The organism is Brevibacterium zhoupengii (genome assembly GCF_021117425.1).
GTDB lineage: Bacteria > Actinomycetota > Actinomycetes > Actinomycetales > Brevibacteriaceae > Brevibacterium > Brevibacterium zhoupengii.
In genome coordinates this window covers 2,597,961-2,613,609 of the sequence record NZ_CP088298.1, presented here as the reverse complement: position 1 = coordinate 2,613,609, position 15,649 = coordinate 2,597,961, and the positions used below count along the sequence as shown (strand labels likewise).

The following is a 15,649-nucleotide window of genomic DNA, read 5'->3' as shown; positions in this document are numbered from 1 at the left end:
CGAAGGTGTCGAAGTCTTCGTCAAATAGACTTCGAGACATGCACATCCTCATCTTCGGAGCCTCGGGCCATGTCGGCACGGGACTTGCTCAGCATCTGTCTGCCGACCATCACGTCACCGGAATCGTTCGCGCACAGCCGGAGGCAAAGACTCCGTACACTCCGGTCGTCGTGCCCGAATGGGTGGAGCGACCGCAAGCTGTCATCGACGAACTCGGTCGAGTGGCCGCACCGCCGGTCGACGCTGTCATCGCTGCGGTCGGAGGCTGGTATGTCGACATCTCGATGATTGCTCGCGGTATCGACTCCTTCGACGCGGACTACGGTTCATATCTGCGTGGTCACTTCGCGGCCTGTGCCGTGTCGGAGGCGCTCGCCGAGGCGGGTGGCAGTGATCGAATCCGCCACCTGACTCTCAACGGCGTGGCCAGTGTCGAACCCTGTGCCGGATCTGGAGCCATCAGCGTCTTCGGCGCAGCCCAGGAGATGCTGCTCAAAGTCGCCGCGGAAGAAACGGACTCGGTGCATTATCGCGAACTCAAGGTCATGGCGCCCATCGCCGGCGACGGGCGCAACGACCTCAGCGGGGGAGTGGAGACCATCGGACTGACGACCGTCGCCGAGGCTGTCATCGACATCGTGTCCCGACCCGAAGATCACGAGCTGAGCACACAGCTCAACGTGTAGCTCAGCTCAACGTGTAGCTCAGGTTAACGTGCAGCTCAGGCTCGACGGTAGCGGACGAAGACCTGGTCATCGACGGACCGCACATCGATGAGTCGCAGATCGAGGGTGGCCTCGAGCTGGGAGAAGTGGCTGCCGGGGGTGCGGCGGTAGAGCGGACTGAGACTCAGATGCAGCTCGGCGCCGGGGACGGCGTCGAGGAGGCGGTAGGCCAGATGAGGACCGGATTCGCACACCAGTGTCTCGTTCGCGGACTCGAGGCCCTCGAGCGTGGCGGCGGCGGTGTCGGGAGTGAAGTGCTGGACCCTGTAGTCGAGGTCCGCCTCGGCGAGCTGACTGGTCAGTGCCTGCGGGTCTGATTCGGTCAGGACATGCACCGGCGTGTGTTCGAGGGCCTTGCCCGGTGCGTTGATGACCGGCAGCGCGGGATTCAGCGCGGTCCTGCGATCGATGATGATGGCACCCGCCTGCCTGCGGAGTGACTTGAAGTAGGCGAAATCGGCCTTCGTGGAAACTCCCGTCGACCAGCCGTCCTGGGCATAGGAGCCGTTGATCGACTGCACCAGGGAGATGATGAGCGTGCGCATTAAGGTGCCTCTACTTCTGCAGCTGGGACACAGGTCCCATGGCGATGCGCGGGTGGGCATCGGGGTCGATGGTCTCAAGGATCCACTTGAGGTCCTTCTCCTTGAGGGTCACACAGCCGTTGGTCCCCGAATCATGGTCGAGGTGCAACCAGATCCCACCGCCCTTGTCCCATCCCAGGGGGCGAGTCCGATCGGTGGGCGGTGTCCCCGGGACGCGGTTGTAGTCGATGGCGATGATGTAGTCGAAGACCCGATCGTACTCGGACCCGTAGGCGACAGTCGCCGATGAGGGGAGTCGATCATCTTGGGTGTAGGGAAGCTGAGTTCCCGGATCCTTCTTGTACCCGCCGGCATCGCTGAGAGTGAAGACTCCGATCGGTGAGGTCTTGTCGCCTTCCCGCCGATCGGCCAACCACCCCTTCTTCCCGTTGTGGATGTCGAAGGTCTTGCGCTTCTTCCAGGCGCCGTCGTCGAAGGCGTAGAAGATCAGCTGACCGGAATCGGAGTTCGCATCCGAGCCGCTGGCGACAAGGACCTGTGAGGTCTCGGCGGGGATCTGCGCTGCCGTCTTCGGTCCGAGTCCGGGGACCGGCACCGAGTGGGCAGGCCCGGTAACTTCTGTGGGTGCTGCTCCGGGTGGGGTCATCTGAGCAGGGGCGGCGAAATCACCGAGGCTGTTCTGTTGCGCGGGGGCCGCGACCATACCGGAGGTAACGGCTGAGTCGTCATCGTCATCGCTGTCGGTCGGTGTCCCGCACGACGACAGCGTCAGAGCCAGAACAGCGACCGTCAGGCTGGTCCCGGTCCGGGTTCCACCACTGAACATGGGGTCATCTTCTCACGAACCTTGAGAACACCGTGGTAATGACTATGCGAAAATGAGCCCATGAGCATTCCACCTGTGCCGAACCACCCTCCGCGCCCCGGGCGTCGGAAGCCGGCCGAGGAGTCTCCAGATTCGATCACGACGCAGTTGTTCATCGGTCAGGACAAGTCCCCGGCTGCTGATGGTTCGACCCAAGCACTCAGCTCCGAGGAGCTGGCCAGACTCCGGTCCATGGTGTCCTCCGACGGCGCCGAGGCCACCGAGGTCCTCAGCCTCGACGAGCTGCGCCAGCTGGCTGCAGCTGAAAACGACGAATCCACCGGCAGCGATCCGGCACCTCGAAAGGTGAGGTCCGAGGACATCGCCGAAGCACAAGCCGCCTCAGCACCGAAACAGTGGAACCCGCAGGGCGCCTCGGCCCCCAACTCGCCGCAGCCAGAGCAGTGGGGATCAGACTTCGGCGCGCCTGGCCCTCCTGCCGGCCCTCCGGCCGGACCCCCGCCACAGCAGCCCACCCCTCCACCGCATCCCAACGAATACCCCGGAAGTGAGTCGCACGTGCCCAACGGCGCATCAGCCCATGCCCCACATGCCGCAGCCGCCTACGCGGGATCCGGCGGTCCCGGTCCCGCAAGCGGAGGCTATGGCCCCGGCGGTCCAGGTGGATATGGGCCCGGCGGACCCGGGGGACCCGGTGGATACGGCCCCGGTGGACCGGGCGGTCCGGGAGGCCCTCATCGACGAGACTCCGAGACCAGAAAGGTCCCGGGTTGGCTCTGGGCGCTGGCCGCGATCGCTCTGATCCTCGCACTCGGCATCGTCGGATACATTGCCTGGGACGCAACACAGAGCAAGGACGACGAGGCCACAGGCGCGTCCTCACAAGGACCGTCTGACGGTGCAGGCTCCGAGACAGAAGACCCGGGAGCTTCGACGCCACCGGTCGCAGCAGAGTCGTTCAAGTCACCCTCTGGCAACATCTCCTGCACGATCGATTCAGACCGCAGCCGGTGCGTCATCACGTCCTTCGACTACAAGGCTCCGGAGAAACCCGATGACTGCCAACTGGAGAACTGGGGTGCCGTCGTCGTGGCCAACTCCGAGGGCGCGGGCTTCTCCTGCGTTGAGGCCCCTGAGAATTCCGGCCCCGCTCGGGTGCTCGGCTACGGCGAATCGATCACCGCTGAGGGAATGACCTGCACCTCCACCCGAGAGGGCATGACATGCAAGTCTGATGAGTCCGGCGTCGGCTTCAACATGCGACGAGCCTCGGTCGACTTCCTCGACTAGGCAGAGCCACCTCGGCGATGTATAGCACCACCACCTCGGCGGGGACAGCGCACGGACCACCTCGGCGAGATCAGGACTACGATCTTAGGATTTGGACAGATTTGGGTCGGAGGGAGCAACCAGGGCTATGTTGATGGTGTGGCTCACAGGTTGCTCCTCCTTCCTTGCCGCGACGAGTCCTGATCGGACAGCACACTCGTCGCGGAGTTTTTCATATGCTGATTTAGCACACGATGAATGATTGAGGAACCATGAAACTGCAGAAGCCCACTCCCATGCCGTTCAGCAAATACAAGTCCTTTCAGGACCGCATCGCTCTGGATATGCGCGACCGCACCTGGCCAGACCAGCTGATTCGCAAGGCTCCGCGCTGGCTGAGCACCGACCTGCGTGACGGCAACCAGGCCCTCATCGATCCGATGACACCCGATCGCAAGCGCAAGATGTTCGACCTCCTCGTCAAGCTGGGCTTCAAGGAGATCGAGGTCGGTTTCCCCGCTGCCAGCCAGGTCGACTTCGACTTCGTCCGCGAGATCATCGAACAGGACGCGATCCCCGACGATGTGCGCATCTCCGTGCTCACCCAGGCACGTGAGGATCTCATCGAGCGGACAGTGGAGTCCCTTGTCGGTGCCAAGAAGCCGACAGTCCACCTCTACAACGCCACCGCGCCGGTCTTCCGCAAGGTCGTGTTCGGCTTCGACGGTGAGGGCTTCGACCAGACTCGCGAAATCGCCACCCGCGGCACTCAGGCGGTCATGAAGCACGCCGAGTCACTCCTGGGCGACGCGGACTTCGGCTACCAGTACTCCCCGGAGATCTTCGTCGACACCGAACCCGAATTCGCTCTCGACATCGTCGGCAGCGTCCTCGACATGTGGCAGCCGGCCACCGATCGCGAAACGGTCGTCAACCTGCCTGCCACCGTCGAGCGCGGCACCCCGAACACTTATGCTGACCAGATCGAATGGTTCTGCCGCAACATGCCCTACCGCGATGAGGTAGCCGTGTCCCTGCACCCTCACAACGACCGTGGAACCGGAGTGGCTGCTGCAGAGATGGGCATCATGGCCGGTGCCGACAGGATCGAAGGCTGCCTCTTCGGCAACGGCGAACGCACCGGCAACCTCGACCTGGTCACCGTGGCACTCAACCTCTACACGCAGGGCGTCGACCCCGAACTGGACTTCTCCGACATCGACGAGGTCATCCACACCGTTACCGAGTGCAACCAGATCGGCGTCCACGAGCGCCATCCATACGGCGGCGACCTCGTCTTCACCTCGTTCTCCGGCTCGCACCAGGACGCCATCAACAAGGCGTTCGCCGACCGTGAGAAGAGGGCCAACGAGCAGGGCGTGCCAGTGGACCTGATGGAATGGGACATGCCCTACCTGCCGGTCGACCCGAAGGATCTGGGGCGCTCGTACGAGGCGATCATCCGCGTGAACTCGCAGTCCGGCAAAGGCGGAGTCACCTACCTGCTCAAGAGCGAGTACGGCTTGGATCTGCCGCGCCGCATGCAGGTCGAATTCTCCCGAGCCGTCCAGGCACACACCGAAGGCGGGGGAGAGGTCTCGGCTGAAGAGATCCGCCGCATCTTCAACCACGAATACCTGCCCAGCGATGATCCGGACAACGCCTGGGGCCGCTTCCAGATCGTGGGCCTGCGCACTGACTCCGGTACGGTCGACGATTCCGGCTCTGCCGAGCGCGTCGAGGCCGACCTCATCGTCGACGGTCAGGAACGCACCTACGAAGGACACGGCAAGGGTCCGATCGATGCGCTCGTGAAGATCCTCATCGAGAACTTCGACGTTGATCTCCGGCTCCAGGACTACACCGAGCACGCCATCGGATCGGGTGCCGACACCATGGCTGCAGCCTACGTCGAACTCGCTGTCGAGGACCGTGTGGTCTGGGGTGCCGGACTGCACCCCAACATCACCAAGGCCTCGCTCAAGGCCGTCGTCTCGGCGGTCAACCGAGCAGCCCGCGACCGTGACGGAGAGCGCTGAGGTCCACCACTGGAGACTGAGCCTGCCGGTCGGATCGACTGTCGGCAGGGGGCAATCTCACAACTGATGTCTGAGTGCGGCGGGGATGATTCCCCGCCGCACTCTGCGATAATGGGCGGGTGCACAACTATCGTGATGAAGGCATCGTGCTCCAAGGGCACAAACTCGGCGAAGCCGACCGCATCGTCACTGTTCTCACCCGCAGCCACGGGCTGATCCGAGCAGTTGCGAAGGGCATTCGCCGCACCAAGTCACGCTTCGGTTCCCGACTCGAGCCCTTCATGCTCGTCGATGTGCAGTGCCACGTCGGCCGCAGCCTCGACATCGTCACCCAGGTCGAACTCATCGAACCCTTTGCCCGTGGCATCGGCGCCGACTATGACGCGTACTCCGCCGCCAGCGTGATGGCGGAGACCGCCGCCCGGATCACCGAGGTCGAACCCCAGTCGCGCACCCATTTCCTGCTCCTCGTCTCGGCCATCCGGTCCCTGTGCAACGGCGAGCACCCGCCGAGGTTGGCCCTCGACGCGTATCTGCTCCGGGCCATGTCCGTGGCCGGCTGGGCGCCGAGTCTGCTCGACTGCGCACAGTGCGGCAGTCCTGGACCCCACCGTGCGTTCTCGGCCTCCCTGGGCGGTGCCGTGTGCACCACCTGTCGCCCCAGCGGCGCAGCCCTGCCCGACACCGACGCACTCGAACATATGGCGGCGCTGCTCTCCGGTGACTGGGAGCGCGCGGAGTCTTCGGACCTCCACGACCAGATCGACGGTTCCAAACTCGTCTCGGACTGGGTGTCGTGGCATCTGGAGCGCAATATCCGATCACTGAGAGTTCTGGAGAGCAGATGAGCTATCCCGCACCACCTCCGCACCCCAGCGGAGCCCGACCCCCGCGCATCGAGTCGAAATTCGTCCCGAATCACGTGGCCGTGGTCATGGACGGCAACGGCCGCTGGGCCAACGACCGTGGTCTGCCGCGCACTGAAGGACACAAGGCAGGAGAGGCCTCACTCCTCGAAGTCATCCACGGGGCCATCGAGATGGGTGTCGACTACCTGTCCGCCTATGCCTTCTCCACCGAGAACTGGAAACGGTCGCCCGACGAGGTTCGATTCCTTATGGGCTTCAACCGTGATGTCATCCGCCGACGCCGCGATGAGCTCAACGCTTTGGGTGTGCGCATCGTCTGGGCGGGGCGTCGTGGTCGCCTGTGGCGCTCGGTCATCGACGAACTCGAGACCGCGGCGGAGATGACCAAGCACAACACCGGACTGGTCCTCCAGTTCTGCGTCAACTACGGGGGACGCTCGGAGATCGTCGACGCAGTCAACCAGATCACCGCCGAGGTGGCCGCCGGGAAGCTGAAACCGGGCAAGGTCAGCGAGAAGACCGTTCGCTCCCGTCTCTACGCGGCCGAGGTCCCCGACGTGGACCTGTTCCTGCGCTCATCGGGGGAGCAGCGGACCTCAAACTTCCTGCTGTGGCAGTCCGCGTACGCCGAGATGGTCTTCCAAGACGTGCTCTGGCCCGACGTCGACCGTCGCACCCTGTGGTCGGCGATCGAAGAATACGCACGCCGTGATCGTCGCTTCGGCGGCGCCGTGGACCGCTCAGGTTCCTAGCCGGTCGCGAACAGTCTGAGCAAACACGACATCCCAGAGGCAAACACGAGGTCCCGCAACGAAAACGTTGCGGGACCTCGTGTCATGTGTGCTCGCTGCGCCGAAGCCGGCTCAGCAGTGCCGGTGGATCAGCACGGCTGGGCGACTGCGCAGCGGCAGCGATTCAGTAGCGGTCGTGTGAGCGTTCGCCGCCGAAGCGGTCATTGCTGAACTTCTTGGCGCCTCCGCGGCGATCATTGCGGAAGTTGCGGCTGTCGCCGGGCTGCTTGTCGAAGTTGCGCTTCTTGAACGGACGAGCCGGACGGCCCGAATCCGGACGGATGTCGATCGGGCGGCCCTGGATCTGGGTGTTGGAGAGCTTGCGCATGACCGAAGAATCGAGATCCTTGGGCAGATCGACAAGGGTGTGGTTCGACCGGATGTCGATGTGGCCGATCTCCTTCGAAGTGAGACCACCCTCGTTGGCGATGGCGCCGACGACCGCACCGGGCTGCAGACGCTCATTGCGTCCGATGGCCAGACGGTAGGTGGTCATGTTCTCATCACGCGGACGGGATGAACGTTCACGGCCGGGCTTACCGTCGCGTCCGCCGCTGTCACGGTCACGGGCTGGCTTGCCGCGCGAAGGCTCCGGCATGGGATCGGCCTTGAGGGTGTTCGACTCGAGCACCAGCGACGCCAGCGCTGCGGCGATGTCGGTCGCAGGCACGTTGCGGGAGAGCTCGTACTGTTCGATGACGGTCGCGAGCTCGGTCAGCTCGGTCGTGGCGAGCACATCGTCGATGCGCTTCGTGAACTTCTCCACACGGGTGTTCGTCAGCTCTTCGACGCTGGGCATCTTCAGCTGTTCGACCTTCTGCTTCGTTGCGCGCTCGATGGAACCGAGCAGACGCTGCTCACGCGGGGTGATGAAGAGAATGGCCTCACCCGAGCGTCCGGCGCGGCCGGTGCGGCCGATGCGGTGGACGTAGGACTCGGTGTCGTGAGGAATGTCGAAGTTGACGACCAGGGTGATGCGCTCGACGTCGAGGCCGCGGGCTGCGACGTCGGTGGCGACGAGGATGTCGACCTTGCCGTTGCGCAGCATGTCGATCGTGCGCTCACGAGCCTGCTGGGGAATGTCGCCGTTGATCGCCGAGGCCTTGAAGCCGCGGGCACGCAGCTTCTCCGCGAGCTCCTCCGTGGCCTGCTTGGTGCGGACGAACATGATGATGCCCTCGTACTCCTCGACCTCGAGGATCCGGGTCAGGGCGTCGAGCTTATGGGAGTGCTGGACCATGTGGTAGCGCTGACGGATGTTCGATCCGGTCTGCGACTTCGACGCGACCCGCACCTCTTTGGGGTTGTTGAGGTACTTGCCGGTCAGGCGGTGGATTGACGTCGGCATGGTGGCGGAGAACAGTGCCACCTGACGTGAGTCGCCGGACTGGCTGAAGATCTCTTCGATGTCTTCGGCGAAGCCCATCTTGAGCATCTCGTCGGCCTCATCGAGGATGAGGTGACGGAGGCTGCCGAGCTTGAGGGAGCCCTTCTTGAGGTGGTCGATGACACGACCGGGCGTTCCCACGACAACCTGAGCGCCGCGCTTGAGCCCGGACAGCTGCGGGCCGTAGGCCTGGCCGCCGTAGATGGGGAGGACGGAGAAGTCGTCGAGGTTCGTCGCATAGGAGGTGAACGCCTCGGCGACCTGGATTGCAAGCTCACGGGTGGGGGTCAGTACGAGAGCGAAGGGGCCGTCATTGGCGCGACCCGCCTCAGCGAGGTCGGACAGTGCCGGCAGAGCGAAAGCGGCGGTCTTGCCGGTACCGGTCTGGGCGAGTCCGATGACGTCGCGGCCTTCGACCAGTGCGGGAATCGTTTCGGCCTGGATCGGGGTCGGGGTTTCGTAGCCCTGAGCCTGAACTGCCTGGAGGACGAGCGGGTGGAGACCCAACTCGGAGAACTTCGGTGTTGTCGGATCGTCGGATGAGGACACATCGGTCATGAGTTTTCTCTCTCACGTCGGCACACACTTGATCGCAGATGACTGTAGTGGCGATCTACCCTGCGGCCGCTTGTGCAATCATCGTGAGCAATCCGGGCCGAAACCGTATGAGATCCAAGGCTTGCTTGGACAGACTTGAAAACCGTCAGTACGGAGAAAGGTTTGGGTGTACCTCAATCCTACATGCCACTCGCCCGCCGAGGTGGCTCTGCGGTCCGCTTTAAGTGTGAGTTCCGTCGCCCAGGAGTCGACAGCCACCGATCGCAGCCGAACCGATAGGCTGTACCTGCGAGCCACGGCAGCCGGCCGTCGGCGAACTACCTCAAGGAGAATAAACGTGGCACAGTCCAAGTTGGATGCCGTCATCGCCCTGGCCAAACGCAGAGGATTCGTCTTCCAAGCCGGAGAGATCTATGGCGGTTCCCGTTCGGCCTGGGACTACGGGCCGTTGGGTGTTGAGCTCAAGGACAACATCAAGGCCCAGTGGTGGCAGACCTTCGTCCGCGGACGCGAAGACGTCGTCGGACTCGACTCCTCGGTCATCCTGCCCAAACGGGTCTGGGAGGCCTCGGGCCACGTGGCTACCTTCGTCGACCCGCTCGTCGAATGCCTCAGCTGCCACAAGCGCCACCGTGAGGACCACCTCGTCGAAGCCTACGAGGCCAAGCACTCCAAGGCACCCGAGAACGGCATGGCCGACATTGTCTGCCCCGACTGCGGAAACCGCGGTCAGTGGACCGAGCCGCAGGAGTTCTCCGGGCTGGTCAAGACCTTCCTGGGTCCGGTGGAGTCGGAGGCGGGTCTGAACTACCTGCGCCCCGAGACCGCCCAGGGAATCTTCGTCAACTTCAACAACGTCGTGACCGCTGCACGGAAGAAGCCGCCGTTCGGCATCGGCCAGATCGGCAAGGCCTTCCGCAACGAGATCACTCCCGGAAACTTCATCTTCCGCACCCGTGAGTTCGAGCAGATGGAGCTCGAGTACTTCGTTCGACCCGACGAGGCCGACGACTACTACCGCGAATGGGTCGAGGCCTGCTGGAACTGGTTCCTCGACCTCGGCATCTCCGAGGACAACGTGCGCCGCCTCGACGTCCCCGAAGACGACCGGGCACACTACTCGTCGGGCACGATCGACGTCGAGTACCGCTTCGGCTTCCAGGGCTCCGAATGGGGCGAGCTCATGGGCGTGGCCAACCGCACCGACTACGACCTCGGCACCCACACCGAGGCCTCCGGTGCGAAGCTGCAGTACTTCGACCAGGCCAGCGGTGAACGCTTCACCCCCTATGTCATCGAACCGTCCTTCGGACTCACCCGCTCGATGATGGCCTTCCTCATCGATGCCTACACCGAGGACGAGGCACCGAACACCAAGGGCGGCGTCGACAAGCGCATCGTGCTCAAGTTCGATCCGCGTCTGGCTCCGGTCAAGGCTGCTGTCCTGCCGCTGAGCCGCAACGAGAAGCTGTCCCCGCAGGCCAAGGAGCTCGCAGCTCGTCTGCGCAAGCGCTGGAACATCGACTTCGATGATGCCGGTGCGATCGGACGTCGCTACCGTCGTCAGGACGAGGTCGGCACTCCGCTGTGCATCACGTTCGACTTCGACTCACTCGACGACAATGCGGTCACGATCCGCAAGCGTGACGACATGAGCCAGGAGCGCGTGAGCATCGATCAGGTGGAGAACTACCTGGCCGAGCACCTCGGCGTCTGAAAGTCCGTTGGGGTCTGAGGCTCCGCTGGGGTCTGAGGACCAGTTGGAACCTGTCACCGGTGGCTCCTGAGGATCGGGCCCGGTCGGTCGTGAAATCGACCGACCGGGCCCGAATCGTTCGGCCGCACGTCCGTGGGCATGGTCATTCACACCGCCTTTCAATTCGCGCACCGAGCCCGAGTCACAACGCTCTTCGACACGAAGGTCCGCCATGCATATGACGCTCCAACGGGAGCCCACAGCCTCGCCGAGGGTCCGCCTGATCATGATCGTGTGTCTCCTTCCTCTGGTCCTCATCACGATCGGTGGCCTGGTCCTTCTGTGGCCGCACGGACCGGAACAGGACTTACCCGGCGGCGGCCCGATGACGAACACCGCACCGGGAGTCTCCACCGCTGAAGCGAGGGTCACCGCCGTGGATGCGTCGAGCTGCGAGACCAGCGATCCTGACCCGATGCTCGAAGCCGACTGCATGGAGTTCACGGCCGAAGTGGACGGGCAGGAGGGGAGTCTCTATGTGACTCCCGACGCCATCGTGTCGGGGGTCGGGGTCGGAGATTCGCTTAAGGTCCTCGACTTCACGAAGTCGACTGACCGCGCAGAGACCGAGACTGACTATGTGTTCGTCGATTACGACAGAGATGTCCCGATCCTTGCCCTGGCGATCGTGTACGGGCTCGTCGTTCTCGCCGTCGCAGGTTTTCGGGGCTTGCGTGCGTTGACGGGCCTTGCCTTCGCCGGTGTCGTGCTGATCGTGTTCATGCTCCCAGCGGTCCTTGACTCCAAGCCGCCGATCCTCGTGGCAATGGTCGCGGCGAGTGCGATCATGGTCATCGCCCTGTATCTTGCCCATGGCGTGTCGACCCGGACGACGACGGCGCTTTTCGGGACCGTTGCCGGCATCGTCTTCACGGGATTGCTCGGTGCATGGATGACTTCCTGGGCTAATCTCGGCATCGCCTATTCCGAAGAGGGATTCCTCCTCACCGGCACTACGGACGTGTCGTTGGCTGACCTGATCGTCTGCGCGATCCTTGTCACCGGACTCGGCGTTCTCAACGACGTCACCATCACTCAGGCGTCGGCGGTCTGGGAACTGGCCACAGTGGCACCAGATCTCAAATCCAGGCAGCTCTTCGCCCGAGCGATGCGCATCGGTCGCGACCACATCGCCTCGACGGTGTACACGATCACGTTCGCCTATGTGGGGTCCGCGCTGACCACACTCCTCATCGTCTCCGCCCACGACCAGTCGTTCTTCGAGACCCTGACACTGGGAGAGATGGCCATTGAGGTCGTGAGCATCCTCGTGTGTTCGATCGGCTTGGTCATCGCCATTCCGCTGACGACTGCTCTGGGGGTGCTCGTCGTACGATCGGGCCTGCGTCCGCCGCCACGCCTTGCACCGTCAGCCGCCCGGGACGGAGGGTCAGCGACATGAAGTGCGGACGCCTGGCATGAAGCTGCCCCGACTCCTCAATGAGGAATCGGGGCAGCTTCCATGCGACCAGGCTTCAGGCTGTGATCAGAGCTTGGTCCAGGCCTCGGTCAGGGTTCCGCGGATGATCTGCTCCATCTCGTCGAACTCCTTCTGACCCACGGTCAGCGGAGGCGAGAGCTGGATGACCGGGTCGCCACGGTCATCGGCGCGGCAGTACAGGCCGTCGTCGAACATCTTCGCCGAGACGAAGTTCTTGAGGATGCGCTCCGACTCCTCCTCGGTGAAGGATTCCTTGGTGTCGCGATCCTTGACCAGCTCGATGCCGTAGAAGAAGCCCTCACCGCGGACGTCGCCGACGATCGGCAGGTCCTTGAGCTTCTCAAGCGTGAACTTGAACGCAGCAGCGTTCTCGTGCACGTGATCGTTGAGCTTCTCCTTCTCGAACACATCGAAGTTCGCCATGGCGGCCGCACAGGAGACGGGGTGTCCGCCGAAGGTGTAGCCGTGGTAGAAGGTCTCGTCCCCGCCGGGACCGAAGGGCTCGAACAGACGATCCGAGGCGATCATTGCACCCAGCGGAGCATAACCGGAGGTGATGCCCTTGGCGCTGGTGATGATGTCGGGCACGTAGCCGAAGTCGTTGCAGGCGAACATGTCGCCGATACGACCGTAGGCGCAGATCGTCTCGTCCGAGACCAGGAGCACGTCGTACTCGTCGCAGATCTCGCGGACCCGTTCGAAGTAGCCGGGAGGCGGCGGGAAGCAGCCGCCGGAGTTCTGCACCGGTTCGAGGAAGACTGCCGCAACTGAGTCGGCACCCTCGAACTCGATGGCCTCACCGATGCGGTCCGCTGCCCAGCGGCCGAAGGCCTTCTCATCGTGGGCGTAGGGCTCGGGTGAGCGGTAGAAGTTGGTGTTGGGCACCTTGATCGCACCGGGGACCAGGGGAGCGAACTGCTCACGCAGGTCCGGCAGCGAGGTCACGGACAGTGCGCCGTGAGGTGTGCCGTGGTAGGCCGTGGCACGCGAGATGATCTTGTGCTTGCCCGGCTTGCCCGTGACCTTGAAGTAGTTCTTCGCCAGCTTCATCGCGGACTCGACCGAGTCACCGCCACCGGAGGTGAGGAAGACACGGTTGAGGTCACCCGGGGCATAGCTGGCCAGGCGCTCCGAAACCTCGATGGCCTGCGGATGCGCGAAGGACCACAGGGGCATGAAGGGCAGCTTCATCGCCTGATCCGACATCGCCTTCGCGATCTCCTCGCGGCCGTGGCCCACCTGGACGGTGAACAGTCCGGCCAGTCCGTCAAGGTACTTCTTGCCCTTGTCGTCGAAGATGTGGTGGCCTTCACCACGAGTGATGATCGGTGCTTCACCACCGTTGAACAGTGACTGGTGCGGAGCCATATGCATCCACACGTTGTTGCGGATGGCATCCTGGTAGCTGGTGCCAGCTCTGGTGACATTCTCTGTCATCGCGTCCCCCAATTGTATTTTTGCTTTTCGAGTGAGAGGTACATGAAGAGCTCGGTGTCCACGACGGCGTCGATCGAACGCAGCTCTTCATTGACGAATTCGATCAGGTGGCGATCCGATTCGCAGACGATCTCGACCAAGATGTCGAACGACCCTGCGGTGACAACGAGATAATCGATCTCGTCGTATCCGTGCAGTCGATCGGCGACCTTGGAGATATCGCCCCGAACCTTGACACCCACCATGGCCTGTCGGGCGAAGCCCAGGCTCAAGGGATCGGTCACGGCGACGATTTCCATCACGCCGGAATCGATGAGCCTGGAGACCCGCTGTCGGACGGCAGCCTCGGACAGCCCCACGGACTTGCCGATGGCGGAGTAGGACTTGCGTCCGTCGTGCTGCAATTCGACGATGATCGCTTTCGACTTCTCATCGAGATTGCCCAGGCGGTGATTGCTTCCGCTCGGCACCAAGTGGGCCATTCTTCACCTCCGTGATTTGGGTCTCAACACAATCTACCATTGATTCCGTCGGAATGCGCAGATTCGTATGCGAATTCAGTCGAATACGAAAAACAATCATTCTGGATCCGTCATGAATTGGCATTTTCACCCCTGACAACACGCGTGTGACAGTGATTGACACGGTGTGAGCTGGCTCACCACACTGTAATCATGAATGAGGGTGAGCTGTTCTACGCTGGTGAAGACAACCGGCCAGACGTGCAGGGAATGCGGCCCGGAGCCGAGCAGGGCCGGGCAGGACAGGAAGTCAGGGCTCGCCCACAGCCGCGTCCCGGTGAGGTCGACACGATCGGCGCGAACGAGCTGTCGTTCTCCCCTGATGAGTACCTGGGGCGCATCGCCTCGGTGCGCAATCGCATGATCGACCAGGGTCTGTCTGCACTCATCGTCACCGACCCTGCCAACGTCTATTACCTCACCGGGTACAACGCCTGGTCGTTCTACACCCCTCAGCTCCTCTTCGTCCCGGCGTCGGGACCGCTGACTCTGTTCATGCGGGACATGGATGCCCGGGGCGCTATGCACACCTCGTGGCTGCCCCCGGAGGACATCGTGGGCTATCCGGAACGCTACGTGCAGCGCCCCCACATCCATCCCTTCGACTGGGTGTCCTTCGCACTGCGGCAGCGCTGGGAAGTCGCCCGTGCCTCTTCCTCGCCGGTCGGGGTCGAGATGGACTCGCACTTCTTCTCTCCGCGTGCCTTCCGTTCGCTGGTCAACGGGGTCCCGGAGTGGCGCCTGGTGGATTCCTTCGAGCTGGTCAATTGGATCCGCGCGATCAAGTCCCCAGCCGAAGTCGCACTGATGCGCAATGCCGCCGAGGTCACCACAGAGTCGATGAACGCTGCCTTGGCGACCATCGGCGCCGGTGTCGCTCAGAATGAGGTGGCGGCCGAGATCGCTGCGGCCCAGGCCCGCGGACGCGGCAGTGCCTGGGGTGACTACCCGGCCATTGTTCCGCTCCTGCCGACGGGGGAGAGCGCGGACACCCCGCACCTGAGCTGGACGAATCGGAAGTTCGTTGCCGATGAGTCGGTGAGCATCGAGCTGGCAGGCGTCCACCGTCGCTATCACGTGCCCCTGGCGCGCACCGCCGTCGTGGGAAAGCCGAAGCAGGAGCTCATCCGACTCGAGGGTGTCGTCTCCGAAGCACTGGCCGCGGTTCTCGACGTCGCCGCACCGGAGGTGCCCACCGCCGAATTGGCCCGCACCTGGAACCGGGTGCTGGCGCTGGCCGGCCTGGAGAAGCCGAGCCGGCTGGGCTACTCCATCGGCATCGGGTACCCACCCGACTGGGGCGAGCGCACAATCTCGATCAGGACCGAGGACGACCAGATCCTCGAGGCCGGAATGACCTTCCACCTCATCTGCGGCATGTGGATGAACGGCTACGGCTACGAACTCTCCGAGTCAGTCCTCATCACGGATACCGGCTGCGACACGTTCACCGACTTCCCGCGCGAGATCATCCGCGTCTGAGGT

13 protein-coding genes are annotated in these 15,649 nt (G+C 63.4%); 8 read left to right on the top strand and 5 right to left on the bottom strand.

All coding sequences use genetic code 11. The features are described from left to right. Window positions 1-38: 38 nt before the first annotated feature. Window positions 39-686, top strand: coding sequence for a Rossmann-fold NAD(P)-binding domain-containing protein (locus tag LQ788_RS11950; RefSeq protein WP_231441252.1), 648 nt, complete (start codon window positions 39-41; stop codon window positions 684-686). Between the two features lie 35 nt (window positions 687-721). Here LQ788_RS11950 and LQ788_RS11945 read toward each other — a convergent pair whose 3' ends face one another. Next, complete coding sequence (locus LQ788_RS11945; protein ID WP_231441249.1) at window positions 722-1,270, bottom strand: hypothetical protein; 549 nt, start codon at window positions 1,268-1,270, stop codon at window positions 722-724. A gap of 10 nt (window positions 1,271-1,280) precedes the next feature. After that, window positions 1,281-2,096: a L,D-transpeptidase family protein gene (locus LQ788_RS11940; RefSeq protein WP_231441247.1), complete on the bottom strand. Its 816-nt coding sequence runs from the start codon at window positions 2,094-2,096 to the stop codon at window positions 1,281-1,283. Window positions 2,097-2,156: 60 nt separating this feature from the next. Here LQ788_RS11940 and LQ788_RS11935 point away from each other — a divergent pair, with 60 nt between their 5' ends. From LQ788_RS11935 to LQ788_RS11920, 4 genes are all read left to right on the top strand, one after another. After that, a complete protein-coding gene (locus tag LQ788_RS11935; RefSeq protein WP_231441245.1) occupies window positions 2,157-3,386 on the top strand; it encodes a DUF6636 domain-containing protein in 1,230 nt (409 codons plus the stop codon). Between the two features lie 251 nt (window positions 3,387-3,637). Beyond that, entirely contained in the window at window positions 3,638-5,404 is a 1,767-nt protein-coding gene (gene leuA, locus LQ788_RS11930; RefSeq protein ID WP_231441243.1) for a 2-isopropylmalate synthase, read from the top strand. A 119-nt stretch (window positions 5,405-5,523) separates the two neighbouring features. Further along, window positions 5,524-6,252, top strand: a complete 729-nt coding sequence (gene recO / locus LQ788_RS11925) for a DNA repair protein RecO (RefSeq protein ID WP_231441241.1) — start codon at window positions 5,524-5,526, stop codon at window positions 6,250-6,252. Beyond that, window positions 6,249-7,025, top strand: a complete 777-nt coding sequence (locus LQ788_RS11920) for an isoprenyl transferase (RefSeq protein ID WP_009881507.1) — start codon at window positions 6,249-6,251, stop codon at window positions 7,023-7,025. Before recO ends, LQ788_RS11920 begins: the two co-directional genes overlap by 4 nt. A 163-nt stretch (window positions 7,026-7,188) precedes the next feature. On the opposite strand, the gene LQ788_RS11915 is transcribed toward LQ788_RS11920, so the two are convergent. Beyond that, a complete protein-coding gene (locus LQ788_RS11915; RefSeq protein WP_231441239.1) occupies window positions 7,189-9,009 on the bottom strand; it encodes a DEAD/DEAH box helicase in 1,821 nt (606 codons plus the stop codon). Window positions 9,010-9,346: 337 nt separating this feature from the next. Between LQ788_RS11915 and LQ788_RS11910 the strand changes: the two genes are divergently transcribed. Together LQ788_RS11910 and LQ788_RS11905 are read left to right on the top strand one after the other, a co-directional pair. Further along, a complete protein-coding gene (locus LQ788_RS11910; protein WP_231441237.1) occupies window positions 9,347-10,726 on the top strand; it encodes a glycine--tRNA ligase in 1,380 nt (459 codons plus the stop codon). Window positions 10,727-10,937: 211 nt separating this feature from the next. After that, window positions 10,938-12,167: a YibE/F family protein gene (locus LQ788_RS11905; protein ID WP_231441235.1), complete on the top strand. Its 1,230-nt coding sequence runs from the start codon at window positions 10,938-10,940 to the stop codon at window positions 12,165-12,167. A gap of 84 nt (window positions 12,168-12,251) precedes the next feature. On the opposite strand, the gene LQ788_RS11900 is transcribed toward LQ788_RS11905, so the two are convergent. Together LQ788_RS11900 and LQ788_RS11895 are read right to left on the bottom strand one after the other, a co-directional pair. Continuing rightward, the gene (locus tag LQ788_RS11900; RefSeq protein ID WP_009881503.1) at window positions 12,252-13,643 is read right to left on the bottom strand and encodes an aspartate aminotransferase family protein; all 1,392 of its coding nucleotides are present in this window, start codon (window positions 13,641-13,643) and stop codon (window positions 12,252-12,254) included. Then, window positions 13,640-14,125, bottom strand: coding sequence for an Lrp/AsnC family transcriptional regulator (locus tag LQ788_RS11895; RefSeq protein WP_231441233.1), 486 nt, complete (start codon window positions 14,123-14,125; stop codon window positions 13,640-13,642). The genes LQ788_RS11900 and LQ788_RS11895 overlap by 4 nt, the downstream gene beginning before the upstream one ends. A 192-nt stretch (window positions 14,126-14,317) precedes the next feature. Between LQ788_RS11895 and LQ788_RS11890 the strand changes: the two genes are divergently transcribed. After that, window positions 14,318-15,646, top strand: a complete 1,329-nt coding sequence (locus LQ788_RS11890; RefSeq protein WP_231441231.1) for a M24 family metallopeptidase — start codon at window positions 14,318-14,320, stop codon at window positions 15,644-15,646. The last annotated feature ends 3 nt before the right edge of the window (window positions 15,647-15,649 follow it).

Coding starts and splice junctions, on each gene's coding strand:
- LQ788_RS11900 (WP_009881503.1), bottom strand. CDS start 13,643: ATGACAGAGAATGTCACCAGAGCTGGCACCAGCTACCAGGATGCCATC.
- LQ788_RS11890 (WP_231441231.1), top strand. CDS start 14,318: ATGAATGAGGGTGAGCTGTTCTACGCTGGTGAAGACAACCGGCCAGAC.
- LQ788_RS11950 (WP_231441252.1), top strand. CDS start 39: ATGCACATCCTCATCTTCGGAGCCTCGGGCCATGTCGGCACGGGACTT.
- LQ788_RS11935 (WP_231441245.1), top strand. CDS start 2,157: ATGAGCATTCCACCTGTGCCGAACCACCCTCCGCGCCCCGGGCGTCGG.
- LQ788_RS11940 (WP_231441247.1), bottom strand. CDS start 2,096: ATGTTCAGTGGTGGAACCCGGACCGGGACCAGCCTGACGGTCGCTGTT.
- LQ788_RS11915 (WP_231441239.1), bottom strand. CDS start 9,009: ATGACCGATGTGTCCTCATCCGACGATCCGACAACACCGAAGTTCTCC.
- LQ788_RS11920 (WP_009881507.1), top strand. CDS start 6,249: ATGAGCTATCCCGCACCACCTCCGCACCCCAGCGGAGCCCGACCCCCG.
- LQ788_RS11905 (WP_231441235.1), top strand. CDS start 10,938: ATGCATATGACGCTCCAACGGGAGCCCACAGCCTCGCCGAGGGTCCGC.
- LQ788_RS11945 (WP_231441249.1), bottom strand. CDS start 1,270: ATGCGCACGCTCATCATCTCCCTGGTGCAGTCGATCAACGGCTCCTAT.
- leuA (WP_231441243.1), top strand. CDS start 3,638: ATGAAACTGCAGAAGCCCACTCCCATGCCGTTCAGCAAATACAAGTCC.
- LQ788_RS11895 (WP_231441233.1), bottom strand. CDS start 14,125: ATGGCCCACTTGGTGCCGAGCGGAAGCAATCACCGCCTGGGCAATCTC.